This window comes from Pseudotabrizicola sediminis (assembly GCF_004745575.1).
In the GTDB taxonomy this organism is placed as follows: Bacteria; Pseudomonadota; Alphaproteobacteria; order Rhodobacterales; family Rhodobacteraceae; genus Pseudotabrizicola; species Pseudotabrizicola sediminis.
On sequence record NZ_RPEM01000011.1, the window covers coordinates 1 to 25827 of the forward strand.

Sequence of the window (25827 nt, forward strand, 5' to 3'; positions counted from 1 at the left end):
TTAGGGGGAATCGGTAACAAGTGTCAGACTCGGAACACTAGTGGTGGCGGGCGAGCAGGCGGATGCCGGCACTTTGACGATTGACTTCGTTCAAACCGCTGTTGAGTGTCCATCATTTACGACCAGCGATAGGTGTGTAGCCTACAGTGGCTTCTCAAGCGTGCTGGCCTTTGTGTTCGATGTGTCTCTAAGTTTCGATGCGTCTCTAAGTTCAGTAGGTTTCCGCTACTCTGAAGTTGACATTGATGAATCAAGAGGCCAATCAGGAAACACCTTCAATCCCTACAACGCCATTTTACTTTATCGGCCTGTTGGCCACTTGGGCGGGTATTTTGAGCGTAACTTTGACATCTTAGTTACACGATCTTCTGTATCGGTGTCTGGCCACCTATTTGATGGACAAGATAATTTATGGCTCTCCCCACAAGGTGCCATTGAGGGTCATAATGGAGACCAATACATTTTTGGGGCGCGAGGGTTTTGGTCGGCACGCTATGAGCCGAGTGGGTTGGACGACGGAACTCCCTTCTCGGTTGTTGCCGCGGTCCCGATCCCCGCAAGCCTTCCTTTACTCTCTGCGGGCCTCGGAATGCTGGTGTTGACAAGACGGCGCAAAAATTCCCTCTGACTTGGATTTCACCTTGTTAAGTTGCCAAGTCTGCCGCGCAATCTGACTTCCATGAACAGACGCAGAACACAGGCCGGGATTGCGATGGGCCGCAAGGGATCATCTTCACGAATAGATGAACACGTCGGACGGTCGAACGCGGCATTTCAACGGAGGCATATGATGAAAGCGATTTTGGCAGCGGCAGCGCTGGCCGTGACAGCGGCGCAGGCGGATGCGGCAGTTTACGAGTTCAGGTTCGATAGTGATATATCGAAGTTTATTGCGAACGAATGCGAGGAAGCCGCATGCGGCGAAGAATCTAAGATAGATGTATTAATCAGAGTTAGACTCCCTTCAATAAATAACGCAAGTTTTAGCGCTGATTTGCACAGAGATTTCACCTCAAATGATGATTTTCTCTACAGCAGTTTAGGCTTGCCTTATGTTTATGGATACTTTAATTTCTCTACTGATGTAGATGGAAAACTCACTTTTATTGAGGCAGCGTTTTTAAGCGATAGCCCGGATTATATTTTCACCATGGATACGGCCACTTATGGCTCAGGAGGCTATCCGTGGTATGAAGCTCAAGGCTCTTGGTCCGTCTCACAAGTTCCTTTGCCTGCATCTGTGTTGTTGCTCTTCGGCGCAATAGCATCGCTTGCCGGTATCCGGAACCGAAGAAAAGTGGTGCCATAGTCGACAGAAAAGGGGAGGGGGTATCCTGCCGGGCAGGACCTGGTTGTGCAGCTTGCCACCTGTCACCCTTGATGGAAAAGTGCCGATACCCTTGATTGCACAGATCAATCGAATCACAGCCCCGTGATCCGCGGCAAACCTGCCGCTGCGTTCCGTGGTGCAGTGTGATGCGTGCCCGGATCGCAACATCTTGTAAGTTTCATCCCGCTGCGACACAACATGACCGTGACCGGATGGACATGACCGGCCCGAACCCGGACGGTAAAGCCGAATTCCAGGGGCGGGGCGGCTGTGCAGATCGCCCGGCAAAGGGAGTGTGCCGTTGAAGATCCTCGCCTTCACCTGTGTGCGCAACGAAGGCCCGTTTCTGCTGGAATGGATCGCCTATCACCGGCTGATCGGGGTTTCGGATTTTGTGTTCTTTTCCAACGATTGCGAAGACGGCAGCGATGATCTGCTGACCTGCCTTGCGGCGCAGGGGGTGCTGCGCCACATTCCCCACCGCGCCGCGCCGGGCAAAAGCGTGCAATGGCAGGCCCTGCAACGGGTGGCACGCGACCGGATGCTGGCGGGGTTTGACTGGGCGATGTGCGTCGATGTCGACGAATTCCCCCAGATTCACGCCGATGGGCACCGGCTTGCCGATGCCATTGACGCTGTGCCGCCTGATACCGATGCCATTGCCATGGCCTGGCGGCTGTTCGGGGCCAGCGGGCATGTGCGGTTTGACGACGCCCCCGTGACCACGCAGTTCCAGCGCTCCGCCCCCGAAGACCTGTCCCACCCCATCGCCGCGCGCTACATCAAAACCCTGTTTCGCCCTGCGCGGTTTCACAAACCCGGCGTGCACCGGCCAAGGCGCCATCCCACCGGCCCGCTGCCGGTCTGGCGCGACGGCTCTGGCGACAGGCTGCCTGATGATTTCGCGGACCGCGAGGCCCAGATCGCCCTGCCCACCCTGACGCCCGGACGGCAGATCATCGAGTTGAACCACTATTCCCTGCGCTCGGTCGAAAGCTTTCTGGTCAAGACGGCGCGCGGACTGGCCAACCGGACCGGCAAGGGCATTGATCTGAGCTATTGGGTTGAGCGGAACTTCAACACCGTCAAAAATACCGCCATAACGCACTGGTCTGATGCCCTGACCACCGAAATTGCGGATCTGCGGCAGCTGCCGGGGGTTGCGTCGCTGCACCAGCACAGCTGCGACTGGCACCGCGCCCGCAGCGCCCAGATCATGCGCTCTGAGGTGGGCTACCGGCTTTATTGCGATTGCCTGCACGCCGCCGACTCGGCCCCTTTGCCGCGCGCGCTGGCGCTGCATCTTTACCGCGTCTTTGCCGAATTGCGCGGGCAAAAGGGCTAGGCCGTGGCGATGCACATCCACATCGGCCTGAACGCCCGACGGACCAATGCGCAAAGCTGGGGCGATCTGCCCTTTGCGCACAGCCTGGCGGCAGCTTTCGCGCAGTTCGGCCATGCGTCGCAGCTGTTTTTCCGCGATGAAGCCCCCACGCTGACCGGGCAGCGCGATGTGGTTTTGCGCATCATCGGCCCGCATCTTGATGAACCGGTGCCGGGGGTACCCAACCTGCTCTGGATGATCAGCCCGCCTAATATGGCCCCGCTGGCCTGTCTGGCGCGGTATCAGGCGCTGTTTCTTGCCTCGAACGCGCTGGTCAGGCGCTGTCTGGCGCAGGGTCTGAACGCCGTTCACCTGCCGCAGGCCACCGACACCCGGGTGTTCAACCCGCTGGCCAGGGGCGATCTGCCGGTGGATCTGCCGATCAGTTTCGTCGGCAACCACGCCCCCCGCGCGCCGCGCCTGACGGTGCGCGCGGCCCTTGATCTGGGCTTTGATGTCAAGATCTGGGGGCAGGGGTGGGAGGGCGTGGTGCCGGCCCATCATCTGTGCGGCACAAGGCTGGACAGTGCCGAACTGGCGCAGGTCTATGCCCGCTCGCACGTCGTGCTCAACAGTCATATGCCCTACATGGCCGAACTGGGCTTCATGAACAACCGCAGCTTTGATGCGCTGGCCTGCGGCGCGCAGGTGGTGTCAGATCCGGTGGCGGGGTTTGCCGACCCGGATTTGCCCGCACTGCACCAGTGCGGGGCTGGGGACACGCTTGGACCGCTGCTGGAACGCCTGCTGGCACCAAACCCGACCGCGCAACAGCGCGCCGATATCGCGGCCAGCGTGGCGGCGGGCTACAGCTTCATGGACCGTGCCACTGCCATTGCCCAATGCGCGGAAAGCCTGCTTCAGCGAAACGCGCGCGCCCGACCCGCCTTTGCCCTGCTGCCGCCACAGCCCCGGCGCGGCGTGCGGACCCCGGTCACCCTGACCGATTGCGCGGACGGGGATGTGGAAACCATCAGCCAGTTTGAGACCCGGCTGGATGCGCTGATCGCGCAACACCAGCTGGATGTGACCCTGATCCTGTCAGACCCCACGACCACCCCGCCGAGCCTTGGGGTGGAACCGGCCATGCGCCGGGCGGCACTGGCTGTGGGGCGGATCGGGGCGGTCATCGCGCGACAGGCTTCTTTTGCGGCGCTGACCGTGCTGGCCCCGCCCGGCCACGCGGGGCAGGGCGTCATCCATGCCGTGATGCACGATCACCGCGCCGCGCAGGCCGCCGCGCTGGACCCGTCCACACCCGCAGCGCTGGCCGTGCTGGAGCCGCTTTGTGCCCGGGCGCGGCGGCTGCTGGAAAGCCCGGCCGAAGAGTGTCTGGCGCTGGCGCAGGGCGATGACGGGCTGGACCCGGTGCAGACCGCCATCCGTCTGCTGACCAACAGGCCACTTTATGCCCATACCCCGGCGGGGTTTTCGCGCGACCGGCAGAAGCGCCACCTGCGGCTGTGGCCCCGCAAGGCGCTGGCGCGCAGTGATCTGTCGATCGGGGTGTTTGTCCATCTGTACTACCCCGACCTCGCAGCGGTGTTTCGGGAACGCTTCGCGGTGCTGGACTTGCCCTACCGGCTGTATGTTTCAACCGACACGGCGGAAAAGGCGATGGCGATCAAGGCGCAGCTGCCAACGGCAGAGTTGCGGGTTGTGCCGAACCGGGGGCGCGACGTGTTTGGCAAGCTGGTCGGCTTTGCCGACGCCCACGCGGATCATGACATCGTGCTACACCTGCATGGCAAGAAATCCCCGCATGCCAGCGGGTTGGACCAATGGCTTGACCATTGCCTGACCTGCCTTTTGCCGAACCGCGAAGAGGTGTTCCGCATCCTGTCGCTGTTCCGGTCCCTGCCTGACCTGGGGATGGTGGCCCCCTTGACCTACCGCTCGGTGCTGGCGGCGGCACATTGGGGCGACAACCTTGATATCGCGCGCGAAATCCTGGCGCGGATCAGGCCAGACCTTGCCCTGCCGCCTGATGAAAGGCTCGACTTTCCGGTCGGCTCGATGTTCTGGGCCAGGGCCGCAGCGCTGCAGCCGCTGCTGGGGCTGGGCCTGAAGGCCTGTCATTTTCCTGTAGAGACCGGTCAGGTCGATGCCACCCCCGCCCATGCCATCGAACGGCTGTTCGGCGTGATCTGTCAGGCGGGCGGCTACCGGATGATCCGGGTGGCTCCGGCGGCCAGCCAGCAGCACAAGGGGCAGCAGATCGTGGCCACGCGGAACGAAGATGTGCGCCGCGCCCTGCAGACCGGGATGTTCGACCCATGACCGCAGTTGCACCTGACTGTCAGGGCTTTTTCGACGCGGATCATTATCAGCGCCAGCTTGCCGCGCCGGTGCCCGACCCTTTGGGTCACTTTCGCGCCCAAGGTGACCGGCGTGGGCTTGATCCGTCTCCCTATTTCTCTACCCGCCATTACAAGGCGCTTTATCCCGAGTGGCAGGCGGGCGGAGCACCGACCGCGCTGGATGATTTTCTGGCGCGCGATGGGGCGGGCCAGTGGCGCAGCCCGCATCCGCTGTTCGACCCCGCCGCCTACCTGCGGCTGTACCCCGACGTTGCGGCGGCGGGCCTGTCGCCGGCGGGGCATTTCGCCCGCCATGGCGATAGCGAAGGGCGCAACCCGTCAGACCGGTTCGATGCCCGCTTCTACCGGCAGCGCTATCTGCGGCTGACCGACAGCTGCGCCTTTGCGCATTACATCGCGGCAGGGCTGGCGGCGGGCCATTTGCCGAAACCCGACCCGCGCAGTGCCGCGCAATCGGCGGGGGCGGCGGCGCAGGCCGTGGCCCGTCTCTCGCGCCCCATCCTCCTTGGCGTGCATGACGCGCAAGAGGCAGGCACGCCGCTGCTGGTGCGCGACATGGCCACACTGCTTATGAAACGCGGCCATGCGCCGCTGTTCGTGCTGCGCGATGGCGGGCCACTGGTTCCAGAGCTGGGGCGGTTGGGCCCGGTTTTCGTGCTGGCCGATGGCTGGGATGCCGCGGGGCTGGTCACCGGCATCGGGCCGGGTGTTCCGGCCCTTGTGCACAGCGCCGAGGCTGCAAGCATCGCCCGCGCCACCGCACAGGCCGGGCTGCCCACCGCGCTGATGATTCACGAAATGCGCGGCTACCTGACGGCGCGGGGCCTGCTGCCCGATCTGATCGCGGCCCAAAGCGCAGGCGCGCGGCTGATCGCGTCTTTTCCCCGCATGGCCACAGCACTCGCCCCCGATCTGGGGCCGTTGGCGGTGGAGCCTCCCGGTGCCGCGCTGCCGCCCGCCCCGCTGTCCGCCTTCCGCCGCTGGCACCGGCTGCGGGCTGGGCGGGCACTGTATGTCGGGGCGGGGCTGGCTGACCATCGCAAGGGGTTTGACCTGTTCTTGCAGGCGGCGCAGGGCATTCATGCCCAACACGCCGATGCCATCTTTGTCTGGCTTGGGGCGATGACCGCGTGGTCGCAGCCGCTGGCCGATCAGGCGATGGGTGATGGCCTGCCGCTGATCCTGCCCGGCTTTGTGACCGACTCCTTGGCCTGCTACGCGGCGGCAAGCGCCTATCTGCTGACCTCGCGCCAAGATCCTGGGCCGACAACCCTGATCCATGCCGCCGCCACCGGCACGCCTTTCGTGGGATATGGGGCCGACATCGGTCTGCGCGGCGTGGTCGATCCGCTGGGGAAATTCGTGGCCTGCGACGACAGGGCGGGGTTTGTTGCGGCGGCGCTGGCCTTCGCGCGGGCCGAGACACCCGCCACGCGGCGCAAACGACGCGCAATGCTGCGGCCCTATCTGGATATGGAGCGCTATCTGGACGCGCTGCTCAGCCTTGTTCCGAACCCTTCCTGACCAGCGCCTGCAGACGCGCCCAATCGCGCACCGTCATCGCCGGGTTGCCCATCATCCGCGCGCCCGCCGGCACATCGCGCAGGACAACTGCCCCCACCCCGATCACGGCGCCGTCGCCGATGCGAAGCGGACGGCCCAGCCTGCCATTGCAGATGATGGCACCGGACCCGATGGTGGCCAAGGCACCGATGCTGATATGGCCATTCAGGATTGACCCGATGGCAAGGGTCGCAAAATCGCCCACCGTCACATCATGCCCGATCGCCTGCGCCAGCACCTGCACCCCGGCGCCCAGCACCACATTGGGGCTGATCGGCGTTTCGGGGTAGATCACGCAGCCCGGCCCCACCTGCACATTGGCGGCCACTAAATCCGGCCTGCGCCGGATCGCTGTGGCAAGCACCGCGCCTTCGTCCGCCAGCCGCGCCGCAATCCGCGCCCGCACATGCCCGTCGCCCATCGACAGCAGCACCGGCACCCGCGCAAAGCGCGCCAACCGCTCGACCCCCGAAATCACCGGCACATTCAGGCCCGGATGCATAAAGCCATGGTTCAGATCATCAATCACCGCCCGCAGGCGGACCCGGTCCTGCCACAACCCCTGCAGCACCATCATGATCATCTCGCTGTGGCCGCGCCCCCCGTAGAGCACCACCTCGTCGAAATCCTCGACCCCTTGCATCCGCTCCCCCGTCACCCAAGCACCCGCCGCACCGCCTGCACCACCCGGTCCGCCCCCGCGCGCCCGATTGCGCCATGCAACGGCAGGGACAGGTACTGTCCCGCCAGCCCACCCGCAACTGCGCGCGCGCAGCTGCTGTGCACTATCGCGCCCTCATACATCGTGCCCGGACCGCACAGCAGCGGAAACGGCGTGCGCGGCAGGATATCGTCGGCATGCAGGCTTGCGATGGTGGCCGCGCGCTGCTCTGCAGGCATCACCAGCGTGTAATACAGATGGCTTTCGCTGGTGCCGGGGCGGGGGGGCAGCACACTGACCCCCGGCATCCCGGCAAAACCGGCGTCATACCAGCGTCGCAGCTGGCGGCGCGCGGCCGTCTCTTCCGCGACCCGTGGCAGCACCGCCAGCCCGAAGGCCGCATGCAGTTCCGACATCTTGGCATTGATCCCCGGGCCGGTCATCCGCCCGTCTTCCAGCCCGAAGTTGCGCAGCCGGGCCAGCGCCGGTGCCAGCCCTGCATCGCGCAGCACAATCGCGCCGCCCTCTGCCGTGCTCAGAAGTTTGGTGCCGTGCAGGGACAACGCGCTTGCATCGCCCGACAGGCAGATGTTGCGCCCCGACGTTTCGATGTCCGGGGCCTGCGCCGCATCGAACACCAGCCAAAGCCCATGCCGTCGCGCGATATCCTCCAGCGCGGCGATATCACAGGCGATGCCCTGAAAATGCACCGCCAGAATCGCCACGCTGCGCGGCGTGATCGCCCGTTCCACCGCCTGCGGGCAGAGTGTTGCGAAGGCAGGCTCGACATCGGCAAACACCGGCACCAACCCGCACCAGTCAATCGCCTGCACCGAAGCGGCAAAGCTCAGCGGCGTGGTGATCACCTCTCCCCCCCGGGCCAGCCCCCCCAAGCGCAGGGCCAGCATCAGCGCCATGGTGCCAGAGGAAACCAGAGACACATGGCCGCCGATCTGGTGGCACAGTGCCGCTTCCAGCCGGTCGTGCAACGCGCCGCCATTGGTCAGTTGCGCAGAGTGAAAGACCGGGTCCAACAACCGTTCAAGATCGTGCTGCTGCGGCATCAGGGGCCTGCCAAAGACAATCCGGTCGGGGCGTTCTGACATTAGACCTTGGTCTCCTTCAGGCTGGCCCCGCATCCCCGCCGCAAACCGGGCAGCACCGCAGGATCACCGCCACCGCGGCTCACCCCGCCGCCCCACCCCACCATCTGATCTGCTTTTGTCCACAGGTTCAACACCCCTCTGCAGACATGGGGGGTCAGGCCACATGGCGCACTGGAATAACGATAGGGATGAGGAATTTGGAGGCGGGTATCGGAATCGAACCGATCTTCACGGATTTGCAATCCGGTGCATAGCCTGCCTGCCCACCCGCCGTTCAGGGGGTCAAGTAGCGCAGCTTGGCCGGGCATGCAAGACCTCAGTTGCGGGTCTGGTCACCCGGATTGCACCCGTGCTACCACTCCCGAAACAGGGGTGTGTCATGATTTACGGATATGCAGAGCAGGACGGGCGGCTGGTCGGGGTGACCGACGGCCTGCCTGCAGCGGCGGTCTGGCTGGATCTTGTTGCGCCGGATCGCGGTGACGAGCAGATGCTGGAATCTCAGCTGGGACTTGACCTGCCCACGCGGGAGGACATGGAAGAAATCGAGCAATCCTCGCGGCTTTATGCCGAGGATGGTGCCCTGTTCATGACCATCATGTTCCCCGCGCACAGCGAGGGCGACACGCCGGTCATGGCGCCGGTCACTCTGGTTCTGACCGAACGGCAACTGGTAACGATCCGCTATCACACGCCCAAAGCGTTTGAGATGTTCGCGCAGCGCAGCGCAAAGGGCGGGCTGCCCTGTGATGGCGCAGATCAGGTGATGTTGTCCCTGCTCGATGTCATGGTGGACCGGCTGGCCGATGTGCTAGAGCGTGTGGGGCGCGATATCGAGGTCATCTCGCGCAGTGTCTTTGCCAAGGACGGGGCGAAGGCGCGCAAGGGCACCGGCTGGCGCTCGGTGCTGGAAGAGATCGGGCGCAAGGGCGATATGGTATCGGTGATCCGCGACAGTCTGGGCACGCTTGACCGGCTGACGGTGTTCTGGGGCCAGCGCCTGCGCGACGAGCCTGACACCAAGGACCTGCGCGCAAGGCTGAAGGATCTGACATCGGATGTGCGCGGACTGGAGGATCATTCGGCCTTCATGGCGCAGAAGATCAGCTTTCTGATGGATGCGACGCTTGGCCTGATCGGGATTGAACAGAACGGGATCATCAAGATCTTCTCTGTTGCTTCGGTGGCCTTTCTGCCGCCCACCCTGATCGCCTCGATCTACGGGATGAACTTCGAGGTGATGCCGGAACTGAGCTGGCCTTATGGTTATCCCATGGCGCTGGGCGTGATGGTGCTGTCGGCGGTTGTGCCATACGTTTATTTCCGCCGGCGCGGCTGGTTGTGACCGCGCAGACCCATCGCATCTGCTGAAAATTGCTGCGAAACGCTTCAAATCGCTAGGTCTGTGTTCGGATATACGGGGTCTCGCTCGCCCCAGGCGTGTGAGTGTTGTATTGATCTTAACGGAAACAGGCTGCACTAAGGCCCGAAAATTCTGCGCCGGGTCGCGCATTGCGACCACGCGCTTTCGTTGGAAGCGAGACTTTATCCATGGCTAAACGTCTTATCATTGCGGTCATTCTGCTTGGCCTGATTGTCGGCGGAATCGTGTGGTTCAATTCTTTCCGGGCCGGCATGATTGCCCAATTCATGGCTGGGCGCGTGCCGCCGCCGGTTCCGGTGACCGTGCAGATGGTGGAGCCGGTGACCTGGACGCCGGGGATCGATGCGATCGGCACTGCCGTTTCCGCGCGCGGCGTCGATCTGGCGATCGAGTCCGGCGGGCTGGTCCGGGCGGTGAACTTCACCTCGAACGACAAGGTGACGGAAGGCCAGATGCTGCTGCAGATCGACGACGACAGCGAACGCGCGTCCCTTGCCGCTGCCGAAGCGGCGCTGGGCGTCACCCAGACGGAATCGCAGCGCGCCGAGACCCTGACCGAACGCGGGGTCGGGACTGCCAACTCGGTGGAAACCGCCCTGGCGCAGGTGGAAAGCGCACGTGCGCAGGTGGCGCAGGTGCGCACGGCCCTGGATGCCAAGACATTGACGGCACCGTTTGATGGCGTGGTCGGCATTCCGCGCGTGGAACGGGGGCAATATGTGACGCCCGGCACGGTTTATGCCACCTTGCAGGATCTGGATCAGATGTATGTCGATTTCACCGTGCCCGAACAACAGATCGGCGCGCTGGATCTGGGGCGCGCCATTTCGGTCAGCACCGAAGTCGCGGATTTTCAAGCCGAAGGCCGCATCACCGGTATTGAGCCGCAGGTTGACCCGCGCTCGCGCCTTGTGTCGGTGCGCGCGGCGGTGGACAACACCAACGGCGGCCTGTTCCCCGGCCAGTTTCTGCGGGTGCGTGTGGCCCTGCCGGAAGAGCAGGGCGTGATCACCGTGCCGCAGACGGCGGTGATTTCCAGCCTTTATGGCGACTCGATCTATGTGGTGATGCCCGAGGGCGAGGGGCTGAAGGTCAATCAGGCTTTCGTGACGCTGGGCCGTCGCTCGGGCGACCGGATCGAGGTGGTCGCGGGCATCGCCGCCGGCGATCAGATCGTGACGTCAGGCCAGAACCGGCTGTCCAACGCAGCGAGTGTGGTGATCGACGACACTGTACAGCTGTCGCCCGCCGTCACAGCGCCCGCCGCCACACCGCCCGCTGAGCCGGCATCCGGTGAAGCCGACGCAACCGGCGACGCCGCTGCGCCCGCTGCGGCCAGCGAATAGGGGCGGCAGATGCATTTTTCAGAACTCTTCATCCGCCGCCCGGTCCTGTCCTCTGTGCTGGCGGCGCTGATCCTGTTCCTTGGTCTGGCCGCCATGGTCAACCTGCCGGTGCGCCAGTACCCCGAGGTTGAGGAAAGCGTGATCACCATCACCACGGTCTATCCCGGTGCCGCCCCGGAACTGATCCAGGGCTTCGTCACCTCGCCCATCGCGGCGGCGGTTTCGACCACCGAAAATCTGGATTATGTGACCAGTGAATCCCGCCCCTCCGCCTCGGTGGTGACGGTGCAGATGCGCCTTGGGGCCGACCCCGATATCGCGCTGACCGAGGTGATGTCCAAGGTGCAGCAGGTGCGTGGTCAGCTGCCGCAGGACACCGAAGATCCGGTGATCGCCAAGGGCACCGGCCAGTCCTTCGCGCTGATGTATCTTGCGGCGCAAAACCCCAATATGACGCCGGAACAGCTGACCGAATACCTTGAACGGGTGGTGCGCCCGCGCGTGACCAATATCGCCGGCGTGGCGCAGATGGAGATTCTGGGGGCGCAGAAATTCGCCATGCGAATCTGGCTTGACCCGCTCTTGCTGTCGGCGCGCGGCGTCACCGCGTCCGAGGTGCTTGCGGCGATCCGGTCCTCGAACTTCCTGTCGGCCCCGGGCAAGACCGAGAATGAATATTTCAGCTATTCCCTGACGCTCGATTCCACCATCCAAAGCCCCGACGCTTTTGGCGCCTTGCCCTTGGGGCAGGGCGACAGCGGCGTGGTGCGCCTGCGCGATGTGGCGCGGATGGAACTTGCCTCCGGGGCCAATGATGCCATCGTGACCTTTGCGGGGGAGCCGGGCATCTTCATCGGCATCATCCCGGCACCGGGCGAAAACCAGCTGGATGTGGCAGGCAATGTCATCGACGCCCTGCCGGGTCTGGTAGAGACCTTGCCCGCCGGGATGACGGTCGATCTGGTCTACGACTCGACCGAAACAATTTCCGCCTCGATTTCCGAGGTGTTCATCACCATCGCCGAAGCCGTGCTGATTGTTGTGGTGGTGATCCTGCTGTTTCTTGGCTCGTTCCGGTCGGTTCTTATGCCCATCGTCACCATTCCGCTGTCCCTGATCGGGGTCTGTTCGGTGATGCTGATGCTGGGCTATTCGATCAACCTGCTGACCCTGCTGGCCATGGTGCTGGCCATTGGTCTGGTGGTCGATGACGCCATCGTGGTGGTGGAAAACATCCACCGCCATATTGATGACGGCATGACCCCGGCGGCGGCCTCTATCAAGGGGATGAAGGAAATCACCGGCCCGGTGGTCGCGATGACCATCACACTTGCCGCCGTGCTGGCCCCTCTTGCCTTTACCGGTGGTCTGACGGGCGCGCTCTTTGCCGAATTCGCGCTGACTCTGGCCGGATCGGTGATCATTTCCGGCATCGTCGCGCTGACCATCACCCCGGCCATGTCGGCGCGGCTGCTTAGCCACGGCGAACCGGGGCGGTTCCAGCGCATCGTGGACCGCACGCTTGGCGGGCTGGCCAACTGGTATGAACGCCGGGTGTCCTCGTCGCTCGATTACCGCCCGGTAACCATTCTGATGGTGGTCTCGCTTTTGGGGGCCACGGGGTTCATGTTCATGAACACCTCCTCCGAACTCGCGCCCGAAGAAGACAGTGGCGCGCTGTTCGCGATCATGAACGCCCCGCGCTATGCGACACTGGACTACACCGATGCCTTCACCACCGAGATCGGCAAACGCACGGGCAGCATCGAAGAGGTGCAGACCTCGTTTTCGGTGGCCGGGATGGGCGGGGCCGCCAATACCGGCTTCTATATCTGGGCGCTGAAGGACTGGTCCGAGCGTACGCGGGGGCAGGCCGAAATTCAGGCGCAGTTGCAGGGCATTCTGGATGCCGCGCCGGGCTTGCAAAGCTATGTCTTCGCGCCGCCCTCACTGCCCGGTTCGGGCGGTGGCCTGCCGATTTCCATGGTGATCCAGTCGATCTATGCGCCCGAGCGGGTGGTCGAGGTGGCCGAGGAAATCCGCACCCGGGCCATGCAGTCGGGCATGTTCATCGTGGTGCAGAACAGCCTGTCGTTCGACGCGCCGCAGGTCCGTGTCACCATCGACCGCGACCGCGCGGCCCAACTGGGCGTGGCGGTCAGCGACATCGGCTCGACCCTTGGCATTCTGGTCGGCGGTGGCGCGGTTGCGCAGTTTGACCGCGATTCCAACAGCTATGATGTGATCACCCAAGTGCCGCCCGAATGGCGCGACAATCCGGAGCGTTTGGGCGAATTTTTCGTGCGCTCGGGCAGTGGTGTCATGGTGCCCTTGTCATCGGTGGTCAGCATCCTGCCCACCGTGTCTGCCGCGTCGATTTCGCAGTTCAACCAGCTGAACTCGGCCACTTTGTCCGGCATGCCGATGATCGGCCTGTCCACCGGGGTTGCACTGGCAGAGCTGGAACGGATCGCGGATGAAGTCCTGCCGGATGGGTTCTTTGTCGAATACTCCGGCCAGTCGCGGCTGGAGAAATCCGAAGGCAACACGATCATCCTTGCCTTCGCGGCGGCGATTGTCGTGATCTATCTGGTGCTGGCAGCGCAATTCGAAAGCTTCCGCGACCCGCTGATCATCCTGATGTCGGTGCCGATGTGTATCTTCGGGGCCATTCTGCCGCTGTATCTGGGGGCAGGGACGCTGAACATCTACACCCAAGTCGGGCTGATCACCCTGATCGGCCTGATCACCAAACACGGCATCCTGATGGTGGAATTCGCCAACCAGCAGCGCGAAGAACACGGAATGCCGCAGCGTCAAGCCATCGTGGCCGCCGCCAAAACCCGTCTGCGGCCCATTCTGATGACCACGGCCGCCATGGCGCTGGCCGTGGTGCCGCTGATCATTGCCGAAGGCGCGGGGGCGGCGGCGCGGCAGGCCATGGGTCTGGTCATCTTCACCGGCCTGCTGATTGGCACCATCTTCACGTTGTTTGTGGTGCCGGCCTTCTACACGCTGATCTCGCTCAGCGATGCAAAATACCTGTTGCACAAGCGCAAGGTAGAACGGCAGTTCGGGTCGGACTCCGGCGCGGCCGCACAACCACATTGATCTGGCAGACCCGCAGGACCATGTCCTGCGCGGCGCGCAAAGTCACAAGGGCGGCATTCGAAAGGATGCCGCCCGAAATTATTGACAAATCACGAAGGTCGCAATGCCAAGTAGTTGATGTCAAAGGGTTCCATGATTTGCAACACAGTGGGTAACCCGTGTTTCATCCCGCTATCACTTGGCCCGCGTCGGGCGGTCAAACACCTTTTTGCCCATCAGGCTGCCGACCAGATCGACCATCAGCCGCGCTGTCATGCCCCGGTCATCGAGGAAGGGGTTCAACTCCACCAGATCTAGGCTGGTCACCAGCCCGGACTCGTGCAGCAGCTCCATCACCAGATGCGCCTCGCGGAACGTGGTGCCGCCCGGCACCGTGGTGCCGACCGCCGGGGCAATCGCGGGGTCCAGAAAGTCGACATCCAGACTGACATGCAGCATGCCCCCCGCCGCACGCACACCCTCCAGAAACAGCCGCAGCGGGGCGACGACCCCATGCTCATCCAGAACCCGCATGTCATGGATGGCAATGTCATGGTCCAGCAGCGCCGCATGTTCGGCGGGATCGACCGAACGGATGCCATAGAGACAGATCCGCTCTGCGGGAACCGGGGCTGGGAAGGGTGGAAACGCCTCAAACCCGGCACGCCCGGCAATATAGGCCACCGGGGTGCCATGCAGATTGCCGCTGGTCGTGGTCATCGCGGTGTGGAAGTCCGAATGCGCATCCAGCCACAGCAGAAACAGTGGCCGCCCGACACTGGTGGCATGCGCCGCTGCGCCGGAAACCGTGCCGAGCGCCAGCGAATGATCCCCGCCAAGGATGATCGGCATCGCCCCATCGTCCAGCGCGTCACTGACCTTTTGTGCGAGGATCTGCGTCCAGCCCAGCACCTCGGCCAGCGAATGCACCGCAGGGTTGGGGCAGGGCGGTGCCACGACCTGAGGGCAGCTCAGATCGCCCCAATCCTCCACCCCATGCCCCTGACCAGAGATTGCCTGCGCCAGACCCGCAACGCGGTAGGCCGCCGGACCCATCAGACACCCGGGCCGCTGTTGGCCCGCGTCGATCGGGGCACCGATAAGGATGGTTCTGGTCACTGCATTCTCCTGTTCTTTGGCCGGGGACGGCCCAGATGGCGGTTGGTTTGATCCGGTGTCCAGTGCAAAATGTACAGGCGGTCAACCAAAGCGGCGGGGTCCATACGCAAACGGACGACCCCGCCTGCTGCCAAAACCGGTGCACAACGGCGCGCCGCCACTCCTGATCTGCCTGAAAGCCTTGGCCTGTTCCCCTCACCGTTCGCGCCGTGGGCAGCCCGAAACCAGACCGCGCCGTGTCGACCAGGCACCACCCACCCGCCAGCCGCCCTGCCAGGGTTGCGCAGACACAACAAAGCAGAAGAATACATCCCAAAACGCGAAGGCCGCCCAGAAGGGCGGCCCGCTAACGTCTTGTAGCTATTCGATATTTTGGCTCCGGCGGTAGGGATCGAACCTACGACCAATTGATTAACAGTCAACTGCTCTACCGCTGAGCTACGCCGGAACACGTGGGCCGTATAGCAAGTGCTTTTGGGGGCGTAAAGGGGAATTGGGGAAAAATCTTCATCGGGTGTCAGTTGGGGTGAAGATTGTGTCGGGGCCGGGAAGGTCGGTGCAGGTCACCAGGTTTCTTTGTTCAAGATCAATAAGATGCGCCAGAACGTTTCTTTGGGCGGCAGGCAGCAATGCGGCGGGTGTCATGTGGTAGATGCGCCGGGTAAGCGTGGCGGGGCTTGCCGGGCCGGTCTGCAGCGCGGCCAGTACCTCGGCTTCGCGGGTGCTGCGATGGTCGGCAAGGGCCTGCAGGCGCGCCGACACGTCAAAGACCGGAGCACCATGGCCGGGCAGCATCAGACACCATCGCTCTTCCATCAGGCGGTGCAGCGATGCCATATAGGCCCCCATGTCGCCATCGGGTGGCGAGATCAGGCTGGAGGCCCAGCCCATGGCGTGATCGCCCGAAAACAGCACATCACCGTAACCTGCGCAGATGTGCCCGCCCATATGGCCTGGCGTGTGCAGGATGCGCAGGCTCTTGCCGGCGCAAGGCAGCACCTCGCCATCGGCCACAGCCCTGTCGGGGCGAAACGCGTGATCCACCCCTTCACCGCCGCTTGCCAGCCCGCTGGCCATCAGCCGCGCCATCACCGGACTGCGCCCGGACGCGGCATCGCCAAAGGCAAGCACCGGGGCACCTGTCAGGACGGCAAACAGCCGTGCGGCGGCGGAGTGGTCTTTGTGGGCATGGGTCACCAGAATGGCCGAGACGCGTTCCGAAGGGGCCAGAGCCGCCAGGATCGCGCCGATATGCGAGCGGTCTTCCGGGCCGGGGTCAACCACGATCACCTCCTTGTCGCGCCCCAGGATATAGGTGTTGGTGCCCGGCCCGGTCATCGGTGATGGGTTGGGGGCAAGAATGCGCCGGATATCGCTTGTGATCCAGTCCGCCACGCCTGCCTGCACCGTGTTGCCCGCTTTCATTTGCCCGTTTGCCCGGCTAGGCTAACGGCATGCGCCTCAGTCTCAAGCCCTTTTTGCCCCGCAGCCTGTTCGGTCGTGCCGCGCTGATTCTGGTGGTGCCGATTGTTACCGTGCAGCTGATCGTCTCGGTCGCCTTTATCCAGCGGCATTTCGAAGGCGTTACCCGGCAGCTGGTGCATGGCGTGGTGGTCGAACTGGCCCTGCTGCGCGACGCGGTCGACTCGGCCAGCAGCGCCGAAGCCGCCCGTGCGGCGGTGCTGCCCCTTGCCCGGACGGTCGAGATGACGGTTGATCTGCCCGCGAAGGATATTGCCGTGGCCGATCTGCGGGGCTGGGCCGATCTGACGGCGCGGCCGGTGATCACCGAACTGCGCAACCGGTTGCCGAACATCCTGTCGATTGATCTGGCCAGCCGGAAGGGCATCGTTCTGCTGGCCGAACAGACCCGTCATGGCCCCATGCTGGTGTCTTTGCCGCGGTCGCGGGTGTCGGCGTCGAACCCGCATCAGCTGCTGGTCATCATGATGCTGTCTTCGGTTCTGATGACCTTGATCGCCTATATGTTCCTGCGCAATCAGTTGCGGCCCATCAAGCGATTGGCCGAGGCCGCCGCGGCCTTTGGCAAGGGCGACGCGGTGCCTTACCGCCCGCGCGGCGCGCTGGAGGTGCGGGCGGCGGGGGCGGCGTTTCTGGACATGCGGGCGCGGATCGAGCGCGCCATCGAGACCCGCACCTTGATGCTGTCGGGCGTCAGCCATGACCTGCGCACGCCGATCACCCGGCTGCGGCTTGGGCTTTCGATGCTGCCCGAAGATGAGGACACGCTGGCGCTGCTGTCTGATGTGCGTGAGATGGAGCGGCTGGTCGATGCGTTTCTGGCCTTTGCCCGGGGCGACGCGATGGAAGAGCCGGTCGAGTGCGATCCGGCCGAGATTGTCCGCCAGATCGTAGACAATGTGGTGCGGTCGGGCCAGAGCCTGGAGGCCGAGTCGCGGCTGGATGGTCCGGTCCAGATGCGCATGCGCCCCCAGGCGGTGCAGCGGGCGGTGGAAAACCTGATCGGCAATGCGCTGCGCCACGGCGCTAAGGTCAAGCTGACACTGTCTGCCACCGACAGGGGGGTGCGCTTTGTGGTCGAAGACAACGGCCCCGGAATCCCGGAAACCCAGCGCGAGGCGGCAATGGCACCCTTTGCCCGGCTTGGGGCTGCGCGCGACCCCAACCACGGCGGTGGGGTCGGTCTGGGCCTGTCGATTGCGGCGGATGTGGCGCGCAGCCATGGGGGGCGGCTGATGCTGGGCCGGTCTGACGCCTTGGGCGGGCTGCGGGCGGAACTGTTTCTGGCCCGCTAGATGCTGACCGGCTCACCAAGCGGCGTGATGACAGGCCCACCAGCCGCGCGGGCATCCTCAACATCATGGGTCACCAGCACCGCCGGAAGACCTTCGGACCGGACCCGCGACAGCACAAAGCTGCGGATCTGCACGCGCAAGGACGCATCCAGCCGGGAAAACGGCTCATCCAGCAGCAGGGCGCAGGGTCTGGCCAGCAGCGTCCGCATCAGGGCCACGCGGGCACGTTGACCACCGGACAGGGTGGCCGGATCACGCGCCGCAAAGCCGGACAGGTCTGCCTGATCCAGCGCGTCATTGATCGCTGCACGGCGCGCGGCGCGACCCTTGACCGATGGCGGCAGCGCAAAAGCCAGATTGTCGCCCACCGACAGATGCGGGAACAGCACATCATCCTGAAACAGCAGGCCGACACCGCGCTTGTGCGGGGGCAGGGTGGTGATGTCGCGCCCCGCCAGCAGGATCTGCCCTTCCCACCGGAAGGCGGCGGAAAGCGTGCCCATCATGGCAGCCAGCGCCGTGGATTTGCCCGAACCGGAGGGGCCCATGATGGTCAGCACTTCGCCGGGGGCCACCTGTTGGGTCAGGCTGACCACCAGCTTGTCGCCCTGTGTGATGCGCAGGGCTTTCAGGTCCAGCGTGCCTGTCATGCCGCCACCGCCATGCCGCGCCGGTTGCGGAACAGGATCGCGGGCAGCAGCAGTGCAAGGGCAAAGCCAAGCGCGGGCAGCAGCATCTGCAACAGGGCATAGGTCCCGATCAGCCTGCGATTGCCGCCAGAGGACAAGGCAACAGCCTCGGTCGTCAGTGTCTCGACCCGCCCGCCGCCGATCAGCAGGGTGGGCAGGTATTGCCCGACCGACACCGCCATCCCCACCGCCGCCGCCGTCAGCACCGGGCGCAACAGCATTGGCAGACGCAGGCGCCAGAACACCCGGGCTGGCGTGGCCCCCAGCGACAGGCCAGCCACCGATATGCGCGTGTCCCAGGCCCGCCAGCTCGGGGCCAGCGATAAAAAGACATACGGCAGCACGAACACCAGATGGGCGGCGGCCACCGCCAGCCAATGCCCCTCGACCCCGCTGCGCAGGGCGGCGAATTGCAAGCCCGGCAGGAAGGCCACCTGCGGCACCAGAAGCGGCAGATAAAGCACCCAAAGCGCTCGCGCGTCGGGCGACAGGGCAAAGCGGTGCTCGGCCTCCAGACAGGCCAACACAAGCGCAAGTGACAGGGCGGTGGCCGTCACCGCGATGCCAAGCGTCAGCGCGCCGGTGCTGGCCAGATCGGGGGCGGCGCGCATCCATGTCCGCAGCGTCAGGGCTTCGGGCAGGGCATCGGGAAACTGCCAAAGCCCCGCCACCGACCACATGGTCAGCCCCGCCAGCCCCAGAATCAGCGCCCCCGCCGTCACCGTCCCGGCAAAGACCGCAAGGATGCGGGCGATGGCGTCCAGCGCATGGGCGCGCAGGCCAGCCCGCGCCAGCGACACGATCCCCCGGCGTGCCAGACGCTCCAGCAATCGCCACCCCACCAAAGCAAGCAGCACCAGCCCCAGTTGCAGCACCGCCCCGGCGGCGGCTGTGGCCTGAAAGCGCAGCGTGGGGTCGGCCATCCAGATCACAACTTGCGCCGACAGCGTGTTGGGGCGGGTAGGGCCAAGGATCATCGCCATCTCGACTGCGGTCATCGAATAGGCCAGAACTGCATAAACCGGCAGGCGCAACTGCCTGTAAAGGCTTGGCAATACAGAAATCACAAAGGCGGCGATCCGGCCTGCGCCCAGACTTTGCCCCACATTCATCCGGCGCGCGACATCGGTCTGCGGCAGGGCGGCGAGTGCCATCAGAAACAGAAACGGCACCTCCTTGGTCACCAGTCCAAGGGTCAGCGACAGACCATAGGGGTCATTCAGGATCAGCAGATCCGGGGGTTGCGTCCATCCGGTCGCCCAAGGCGACAGCAGCCGGACAATCCAGCCCGATGGCGCGATCAGAAAGGCCAGCCCAAGTGCTGCCGCCGCATGTGGCACCGATAGCAAGGGGGCCAGCAGATGCTGGATCAGCGTGAAAATCCGCGTGCCCCACAGGCTGGCCACCAGCACCAGCGTGATCGCCAGCGACAGGCCGGTCGCGGCGACCCCGGTGGTCAGCGACAGCCAGACAGCAGGGCGCAGGCCGGGCCAGTCAAGAAGATCTCGCAAGCCATTGGCATCATTATTGAAAGCCGGAATGACTGTTCCCAGCAGACCTGCCGTCACCGGCAGGATCAGCAAGGCCACAGTAACGCGGGGGGCCCACCGCAGCGGGCCGCCCGTGATCATTGAGCAACGCCATAGCGTTGCATCCAGTCCTGCCCGATCCGCACCATCCAGCTGCCATGCGGCTCCAGCAACGCGGGGCCCAGATCGGCTGGCGCCATTGTGGCTACACCCAGTTCCAGCGCATCAAACCGCGCGCGATCTGAGTCTGAAAGTGAAGAAAGGTCCAGAACGGTCTGGAATCCAAGAACATTCGGGTCTTGCGCGCGGGCCTGAATTTCGGGGTCCAGCAACAGGTTGGCGATCACCTGCGCGCCTGCCTGATGCGACGCGTTGAACGGGATGGCGACGAAAGACGCATTGCCGATGGTGCCGCTGTCAAAGGTGAAGGTGCGCACCGTGTCGGCCAGATTTCCCGCCGCGATTTCGGCACTGGCGCGGCCGGGGTTCAGGGCAAAGCCGATGTCCACCTCGGCATCGGCAAGCAATTGCCCCAGCGCCGGTTCGTTCTGCGGATAGGCCGCCCCCGACCGCCACAGCGCTGGGGTCACGGCATCGAGCCATGCCCACATCGGGGCCACGGTCGCCTCATAGGTCGCGTCATTCAGCGGCTGCTGCATCACCATTGGGTCGGCCAGCGTGCCATAGGCCACCTGCTTCAGAAACGTCGTGCCCAGGTAATCGGGCGGCTGCGGATAGGTGAAGCGGCCCGGGTTGGCGATGATCCAGTCCTTCAACGCATCAAGGCTGCGCGGCGGGTCGGGCAGGCGGGTGGTGTCATATTCAAACACCAGCTGCGCCATGGCCCAAGGGGATTCGTACCCTTCGGTCGGCAGTGTGAAATCGATGGCCACGGCAGGCTTGCCTGCCACATCCACCAGTGGCCAGTTCGGCAAATTTTCAGCAAAAGGGCCGAACAACAGGCCCTGATCCTTCATGGCGGCAAAATTTTCGCCGTTGATCCAGATCAGGTCTACCGCGCCCCCGGTCACGGTGCCCGCATTGCGTTCGCCCAGCACCCGCGCGACCGCATCGGCGGTGGAGGCCAGTTTGACATGCGCAACCGACACGCCATGCCGGGCCTGCGCCTGTTCGCCGACGAAGGCGATGAAATCATTGATCTTCGGATCCCCGCCCCAGGCATGCCAATAGACCGTCTGGCCGCGCGCCTGTGCCACGATGCTGTCCCAGTCTGCCTGGGATTGTGCCTGCGCCGGCAGGGCCAGCAGGGCGGCGGCGGTGATCAGGAAATGGCGTCTGTGCATGGAAAACCCCCTTTGAAAGGGCCTTTTACGGCCCGGTCTGCTTGTCGCAGGATACGTCTTCGGGATAGTCAGGGCAGGGCCGCGCATGCAAGGGAAAATCTTTACAGACAAGTGTTCGTGACGCCCCGACACAGTTGCGCTACCCCCTGTAACGATCCCCTGCTTTCAACCGAAAGCAGGGGGAAGCCCTGCGAAGACGGAGTGCACAACGATGCTTGACGGAGCCATGCGGCGGCTGATCGACCCACCGCTGAACCACGCCGGCCGCTGGCTTGCGGCACGCGGGGCCACGGCGGACGTGGTGACGCTGCTGGGCCTTGGATTCGGGTTGGTTGCGGCAGTGATGCTGGCGCTGGGGCTGCCGGGCTGGCTGGCGCTGGTGCCCTTGCTGACGGGGCGGCTGCTGGATGGGCTGGACGGCGCGGTGGCGCGGGCCACCTTCAAGACCGACTTTGGCGGCTATTTCGACATCTTTTGTGATTTCGTCTTCTATGCAGCGATTCCGCTGGCCTTTGTCATCCGCGATCCTGCGGCCAATGCCGTGGCTGGCGCATTTCTTCTGGCGGCATTTTATACAAATGCCGCCAGTTTTCTGGGTTATGCCATCATCGCGGCCAAACGCCGCATGACCACGACGCAGCAGGGGGAAAAGTCGCTGTATTACGCGGTCGGCCTGCTGGAAGGGACCGAGACGATTGCGTTTTTTGCGCTGATCTGCGTGATGCCGTCGCTGTTTGCGCCGGCCGCGCTGATCTTTGGGGGGCTATGTCTGATGACCGCCCTGGCCCGGGTTGTACTGGCGCGCCGTGCCTTTTTCGATGCACCCTCAGGGCGCGATTAAACCAGGTGGCGCGCGGCCTGATGAAAGCGGGAAAACCCATGCGTCGCATGCGGCCAAAGGGCGGCATCATAGGGCCGCATCGCCCGGATCAGGCGGATGTTCTCGGCCGCCAGCCGCTTGTCGAGCGAGGCCAGCAGCCCTGCCACCGGCCCGACCGGGGCAAAGGGTGTTACCACCTGCGCGGCCCCGGTCTGGCGCGCCCAGGCCACCAGCGCATCGACCGCGCCCGGCCCTTGCACCGGGCCGTGCAGGCTTGACAGATCCGGCCCCAGACGGCGGCTGCAATCTTCCACCGCGCCGCGCAGGAAGGCCTTGATCAGGGGCGAGACGGGGCGGGGTGAGCGCGCATCGGGGGCCACCAAAAAGGCGGTGGACTGCGGGCGCAGGCCCGCGTTCAGCAACCAGTCGGGGGACAGGTCGTCTTCGTGCAGCAACAAAGCGGTCGGCAATTGCCGGTCCCACGCCCCGCCTTGCGGGCAGGGGCCGGGGACCGGGTTAGACGGGCCTGCGACGACAAAGGATTGCGTCGCAAGCCCTTTGGGCCAGTGTGCCCCGTCGCTCAGCGAGGTGATCACCTCGGATTTGGCAAGATAGGCTTTCCCGGGGGTGTGCAGGCCCGCAACCCAGCGCCAGGACAGGGTGTTCGAGGCCGGGTCGCCATCCAGCAAATTGCGCAGGAAAAAATCGGCCCCCAACTCCCACGGCAGATGCAGCGTGAAGATCCAGATCGAGGCAAAACACATCCGCTGGTGATTGTGCATGTAGCCTGTTGTGGTCAGGGCGCGGGCCCAGTCATCAAAGCCCTCAATCCCGGTGCGCCCTTCGCAGGCGGCTTCATAGGTATGGGCAAGATCGCGGTCCCGGTCCAACCTTGCCAGACCTGCGTAAACCCCGGCCTGCGTTTCGCGCCAGACCTGGGGCCGCATTTCCAGCCAGCCTTTCCAATAGGCGCGCCACAGGACCTCGGCCACAAAAACATCGGCGCGATTGCCATGCAGGGCGCGGGCCCGATCAATCACCTCGGACTCGGACAGCACCCGGTGCCGCAGATAGGGCGACAGGCGCGAGACGTGATCATGCTCTGGCTGGTGCAGGTTTCGCAGCTTTGCATAATCCTCGCCCGCAACGGGCAGGAATTGCGCAAGGCGGTCAAGGGCACTGGTACGCGTCGCAACTGTGGGGAAAGCGGTCATCATCATTGTTCGCGAGATGTAGCCCCCACACAGGCGTGATCAAGCCCGCCGGCCCCAGCCGGCAAAGCCGGTGGAACCGAGGAAAACGCCACCTGCCCTTGCAGCCCCCGCATCGCACTACTAAGACTCTGTCAACCACCGCCCGATATTCACCGTTCAGACATCCAAGAGGCAGGCCCCCCATGCGCGATCCCGTTGACTACTTCACGAATAACCTTGTCCCCATGGTTGTCGAACAGACCAGCCGGGGGGAACGAGCCTATGACATCTTTTCGCGCCTGCTGAAGGAGCGGATCATTTTCGTGAACGGGCCGGTCCATGATGGCATGTCCACCCTGATTGTGGCGCAGCTGCTGCACCTTGAGGCGGAGAATCCTTCCAAGGAAATCTCGATGTACATCAACTCGCCCGGCGGGTCGGTGGTGGCGGGGATGAGCATCTACGACACGATGCAATATATCCGGCCCAAGGTCTCGACCCTGGTTTGCGGGCTGGCCGCGTCGATGGGATCGGTGATTGCGGTGGGCGGGGCCAAGGGGCAGCGCTTCTCGCTGCCGAATGCGGAATTCCTGGTGCACCAGCCTTCGGGCGGCATGCAGGGCACCGCGGCGGATATCATGATTTCCGCCCGCCACATCGAACAGACCCGCGAACGCATGTACCAGCTGTACATGCGCCACACCGGCCAGGACTACGATACGGTCCGCGCCGCGATGGAGCGCGACAAGTGGATGACCCCGGAAGAAGCCAAGGAATGGGGCCATGTCGACGAGATCGTGGCCAACCGCGAAAAGCTGGATGACACGGCGAAGTGACGCTTTGCCTCCCGGGCGTTCGGTCCGGGGGGCAATTTGACATTGTGGAGGGTCCGGGCTTGGCCTAGACTTATCCAGACAAGGCTTGAGGAAACCCATGGCGAACAATTCCGGCGACAGCAAGAACACGCTTTACTGTTCCTTCTGCGGCAAAAGCCAGCACGAGGTGCGAAAGCTGATTGCCGGGCCCACTGTGTTCATCTGCGATGAATGCGTGGAACTGTGCATGGACATCATCCGCGAAGAGACCAAGGCCACCGGCCTGAAGGCAACCGATGGGGTGCCTGCACCGCGCGACATCTGCAAGGTGCTGGATGACTATGTGATCGGCCAGATCCATGCCAAGCGGGTGCTCTCGGTTGCGGTGCACAACCATTACAAGCGGCTGAACCATTCGTCGAAATCCGATATCGAACTGTCGAAATCCAACATCCTGCTGATCGGCCCCACCGGCTGCGGCAAAACCCTGCTGGCACAAACGCTGGCGCGTATTCTGGATGTGCCCTTCACCATGGCCGATGCCACCACGCTGACCGAGGCGGGTTACGTGGGTGAGGATGTCGAAAACATCATCCTCAAACTTCTGCAAGCCTCGGAATACAACGTCGAACGCGCGCAGCGCGGCATCGTCTACATCGACGAGGTCGACAAGATCACCCGCAAATCCGACAACCCGTCGATCACCCGCGATGTCAGCGGCGAAGGCGTGCAACAAGCGCTGTTGAAGATCATGGAGGGCACCGTGGCATCGGTGCCGCCGCAAGGGGGCCGCAAGCATCCGCAGCAGGAATTCCTGCAGGTGGACACGACCAACATCCTGTTCATCTGTGGTGGGGCGTTTGCGGGCCTGGAAAAGATCATCGCGCAGCGCGGCAAGGGGTCGGGCATCGGCTTTGGGGCTGATGTGAAAGACCCTGATGGCCGCGGTGTGGGCGAGCTGTTCAAAGAGCTGGAGCCGGAAGACCTGCTCAAATTCGGCCTGATCCCGGAATTTGTCGGCCGACTGCCGGTGCTGGCCACCCTGACCGATCTGGATGAGCCGGCGCTGGTCACCATCCTGACCGAGCCGAAGAATGCGCTGGTCAAGCAGTATCAGCGCCTGTTCGACATCGAAGGCGTCAAGCTGACCTTCACGCCCGATGCGCTGGTCGCCATTGCCAAACGGGCCATCAAGCGCAAGACCGGCGCGCGCGGCTTGCGGTCGATCATGGAAGATATCCTGCTGGATACCATGTTCGAACTGCCGGGAATGGAAGGCGTTCAGGAAGTCGTCGTCAAGGAAGAGGCGGTGAACGCGGGGGCCAAGCCGATGCTGGTTTATACCGAGGTGCCGAAGAAGAAAGAAACGGCAAACGCCGGGTAAGGGTTTGCTGGC

20 protein-coding genes and 2 tRNA genes are annotated in these 25827 nt (G+C 64.0%); 12 read left to right on the plus strand and 10 right to left on the minus strand.

Annotated features, from left to right (window positions below):
• Window positions 1–43: 43 nt before the first annotated feature.
• The 5 genes from EEB11_RS15090 to EEB11_RS15110 all read left to right on the plus strand — a co-directional run bounded on the left by EEB11_RS15090 (window position 44) and on the right by EEB11_RS15110 (window position 6559).
• Entirely contained in the window at window positions 44–628 is a 585-nt protein-coding gene (locus EEB11_RS15090; RefSeq protein WP_167852761.1) for a VPLPA-CTERM sorting domain-containing protein, read from the plus strand.
• A 162-nt stretch (window positions 629–790) separates the two neighbouring features.
• Window positions 791–1309: a VPLPA-CTERM sorting domain-containing protein gene (locus EEB11_RS15095; protein ID WP_167852762.1), complete on the plus strand. Its 519-nt coding sequence runs from the start codon at window positions 791–793 to the stop codon at window positions 1307–1309.
• Window positions 1310–1631: 322 nt separating this feature from the next.
• Window positions 1632–2675, plus strand: a complete 1044-nt coding sequence (locus tag EEB11_RS15100; RefSeq protein WP_167852763.1) for a glycosyltransferase family 2 protein — start codon at window positions 1632–1634, stop codon at window positions 2673–2675.
• A gap of 9 nt (window positions 2676–2684) precedes the next feature.
• The gene (locus tag EEB11_RS15105) at window positions 2685–4994 is read left to right on the plus strand and encodes a rhamnan synthesis F family protein (RefSeq protein WP_245298937.1); all 2310 of its coding nucleotides are present in this window, start codon (window positions 2685–2687) and stop codon (window positions 4992–4994) included.
• Window positions 4991–6559 (plus strand): glycosyltransferase, encoded by a 1569-nt coding sequence (locus EEB11_RS15110; protein WP_135432721.1) that lies wholly within the window; start codon window positions 4991–4993, stop codon window positions 6557–6559. Before EEB11_RS15105 ends, EEB11_RS15110 begins: the two co-directional genes overlap by 4 nt.
• Here the strand turns inward: EEB11_RS15110 and EEB11_RS15115 are convergent.
• The 3 genes from EEB11_RS15115 to EEB11_RS15125 all read right to left on the minus strand — a co-directional run bounded on the left by EEB11_RS15115 (window position 6534) and on the right by EEB11_RS15125 (window position 8637).
• Complete coding sequence (locus tag EEB11_RS15115) at window positions 6534–7241, minus strand: LbetaH domain-containing protein (RefSeq protein ID WP_135432723.1); 708 nt, start codon at window positions 7239–7241, stop codon at window positions 6534–6536. The two genes, EEB11_RS15110 and EEB11_RS15115, sit on opposite strands and share 26 nt — an antisense overlap.
• Before the next feature lie 11 nt (window positions 7242–7252).
• Entirely contained in the window at window positions 7253–8365 is a 1113-nt protein-coding gene (locus EEB11_RS15120) for a DegT/DnrJ/EryC1/StrS family aminotransferase (protein WP_167852764.1), read from the minus strand.
• A gap of 198 nt (window positions 8366–8563) precedes the next feature.
• Window positions 8564–8637 (minus strand) — tRNA-Cys (locus EEB11_RS15125).
• A gap of 107 nt (window positions 8638–8744) precedes the next feature.
• Here EEB11_RS15125 and corA point away from each other — a divergent pair.
• The 3 genes from corA to EEB11_RS15140 all read left to right on the plus strand — a co-directional run bounded on the left by corA (window position 8745) and on the right by EEB11_RS15140 (window position 14206).
• Window positions 8745–9710, plus strand: coding sequence for a magnesium/cobalt transporter CorA (corA, locus tag EEB11_RS15130; RefSeq protein ID WP_135432727.1), 966 nt, complete (start codon window positions 8745–8747; stop codon window positions 9708–9710).
• Window positions 9711–9916: 206 nt separating this feature from the next.
• Window positions 9917–11095 (plus strand): efflux RND transporter periplasmic adaptor subunit, encoded by a 1179-nt coding sequence (locus EEB11_RS15135; protein ID WP_135432729.1) that lies wholly within the window; start codon window positions 9917–9919, stop codon window positions 11093–11095.
• A 9-nt stretch (window positions 11096–11104) separates the two neighbouring features.
• On the plus strand, window positions 11105–14206 hold the full coding sequence (locus tag EEB11_RS15140; protein WP_135432731.1) for an efflux RND transporter permease subunit: 3102 nt from the start codon (window positions 11105–11107) through the stop codon (window positions 14204–14206).
• Window positions 14207–14380: 174 nt separating this feature from the next.
• Here EEB11_RS15140 and rocF read toward each other — a convergent pair whose 3' ends face one another.
• The 3 genes from rocF to EEB11_RS15155 all read right to left on the minus strand — a co-directional run bounded on the left by rocF (window position 14381) and on the right by EEB11_RS15155 (window position 16729).
• Window positions 14381–15304: an arginase gene (rocF, locus tag EEB11_RS15145; protein WP_135432733.1), complete on the minus strand. Its 924-nt coding sequence runs from the start codon at window positions 15302–15304 to the stop codon at window positions 14381–14383.
• Window positions 15305–15677: 373 nt separating this feature from the next.
• Window positions 15678–15752: transfer RNA gene (locus EEB11_RS15150), tRNA-Asn, on the minus strand.
• Between the two features lie 59 nt (window positions 15753–15811).
• Window positions 15812–16729, minus strand: coding sequence for an MBL fold metallo-hydrolase (locus EEB11_RS15155; protein WP_167852765.1), 918 nt, complete (start codon window positions 16727–16729; stop codon window positions 15812–15814).
• Between the two features lie 29 nt (window positions 16730–16758).
• Between EEB11_RS15155 and EEB11_RS15160 the strand changes: the two genes are divergently transcribed.
• Window positions 16759–18081, plus strand: a complete 1323-nt coding sequence (locus EEB11_RS15160) for an ATP-binding protein (RefSeq protein WP_135432735.1) — start codon at window positions 16759–16761, stop codon at window positions 18079–18081.
• Here the strand turns inward: EEB11_RS15160 and EEB11_RS15165 are convergent.
• The 3 genes from EEB11_RS15165 to EEB11_RS15175 are packed head-to-tail and all read right to left on the minus strand — an operon-like array spanning window position 18078 to window position 21603.
• Window positions 18078–18731, minus strand: a complete 654-nt coding sequence (locus EEB11_RS15165) for an ATP-binding cassette domain-containing protein (RefSeq protein WP_135432737.1) — start codon at window positions 18729–18731, stop codon at window positions 18078–18080. The two genes, EEB11_RS15160 and EEB11_RS15165, sit on opposite strands and share 4 nt — an antisense overlap.
• Window positions 18728–20401: an ABC transporter permease gene (locus EEB11_RS15170; RefSeq protein ID WP_135432739.1), complete on the minus strand. Its 1674-nt coding sequence runs from the start codon at window positions 20399–20401 to the stop codon at window positions 18728–18730. Before EEB11_RS15170 ends, EEB11_RS15165 begins: the two co-directional genes overlap by 4 nt.
• The gene (locus EEB11_RS15175) at window positions 20398–21603 is read right to left on the minus strand and encodes an ABC transporter substrate-binding protein (RefSeq protein WP_135432741.1); all 1206 of its coding nucleotides are present in this window, start codon (window positions 21601–21603) and stop codon (window positions 20398–20400) included. Before EEB11_RS15175 ends, EEB11_RS15170 begins: the two co-directional genes overlap by 4 nt.
• Before the next feature lie 211 nt (window positions 21604–21814).
• Between EEB11_RS15175 and EEB11_RS15180 the strand changes: the two genes are divergently transcribed.
• Window positions 21815–22444 (plus strand): CDP-alcohol phosphatidyltransferase family protein, encoded by a 630-nt coding sequence (locus tag EEB11_RS15180; RefSeq protein ID WP_135432743.1) that lies wholly within the window; start codon window positions 21815–21817, stop codon window positions 22442–22444.
• On the opposite strand, the gene EEB11_RS15185 is transcribed toward EEB11_RS15180, so the two are convergent.
• Window positions 22441–23637 carry an FAD-binding domain-containing protein gene (locus EEB11_RS15185; RefSeq protein ID WP_135432886.1) on the minus strand — a complete coding sequence of 399 codons (1197 nt, stop codon included), beginning with the start codon at window positions 23635–23637 and terminating at the stop codon, window positions 22441–22443. The two genes, EEB11_RS15180 and EEB11_RS15185, sit on opposite strands and share 4 nt — an antisense overlap.
• 182 nt (window positions 23638–23819) lie before the next feature.
• Here EEB11_RS15185 and EEB11_RS15190 point away from each other — a divergent pair, with 182 nt between their 5' ends.
• Both EEB11_RS15190 and clpX read left to right on the plus strand, forming a co-directional pair.
• Entirely contained in the window at window positions 23820–24452 is a 633-nt protein-coding gene (locus tag EEB11_RS15190) for an ATP-dependent Clp protease proteolytic subunit (RefSeq protein WP_135432745.1), read from the plus strand.
• A gap of 97 nt (window positions 24453–24549) precedes the next feature.
• A complete protein-coding gene (gene clpX / locus EEB11_RS15195) occupies window positions 24550–25815 on the plus strand; it encodes an ATP-dependent Clp protease ATP-binding subunit ClpX (protein ID WP_135432747.1) in 1266 nt (421 codons plus the stop codon).
• Window positions 25816–25827 lie beyond the last annotated feature (12 nt).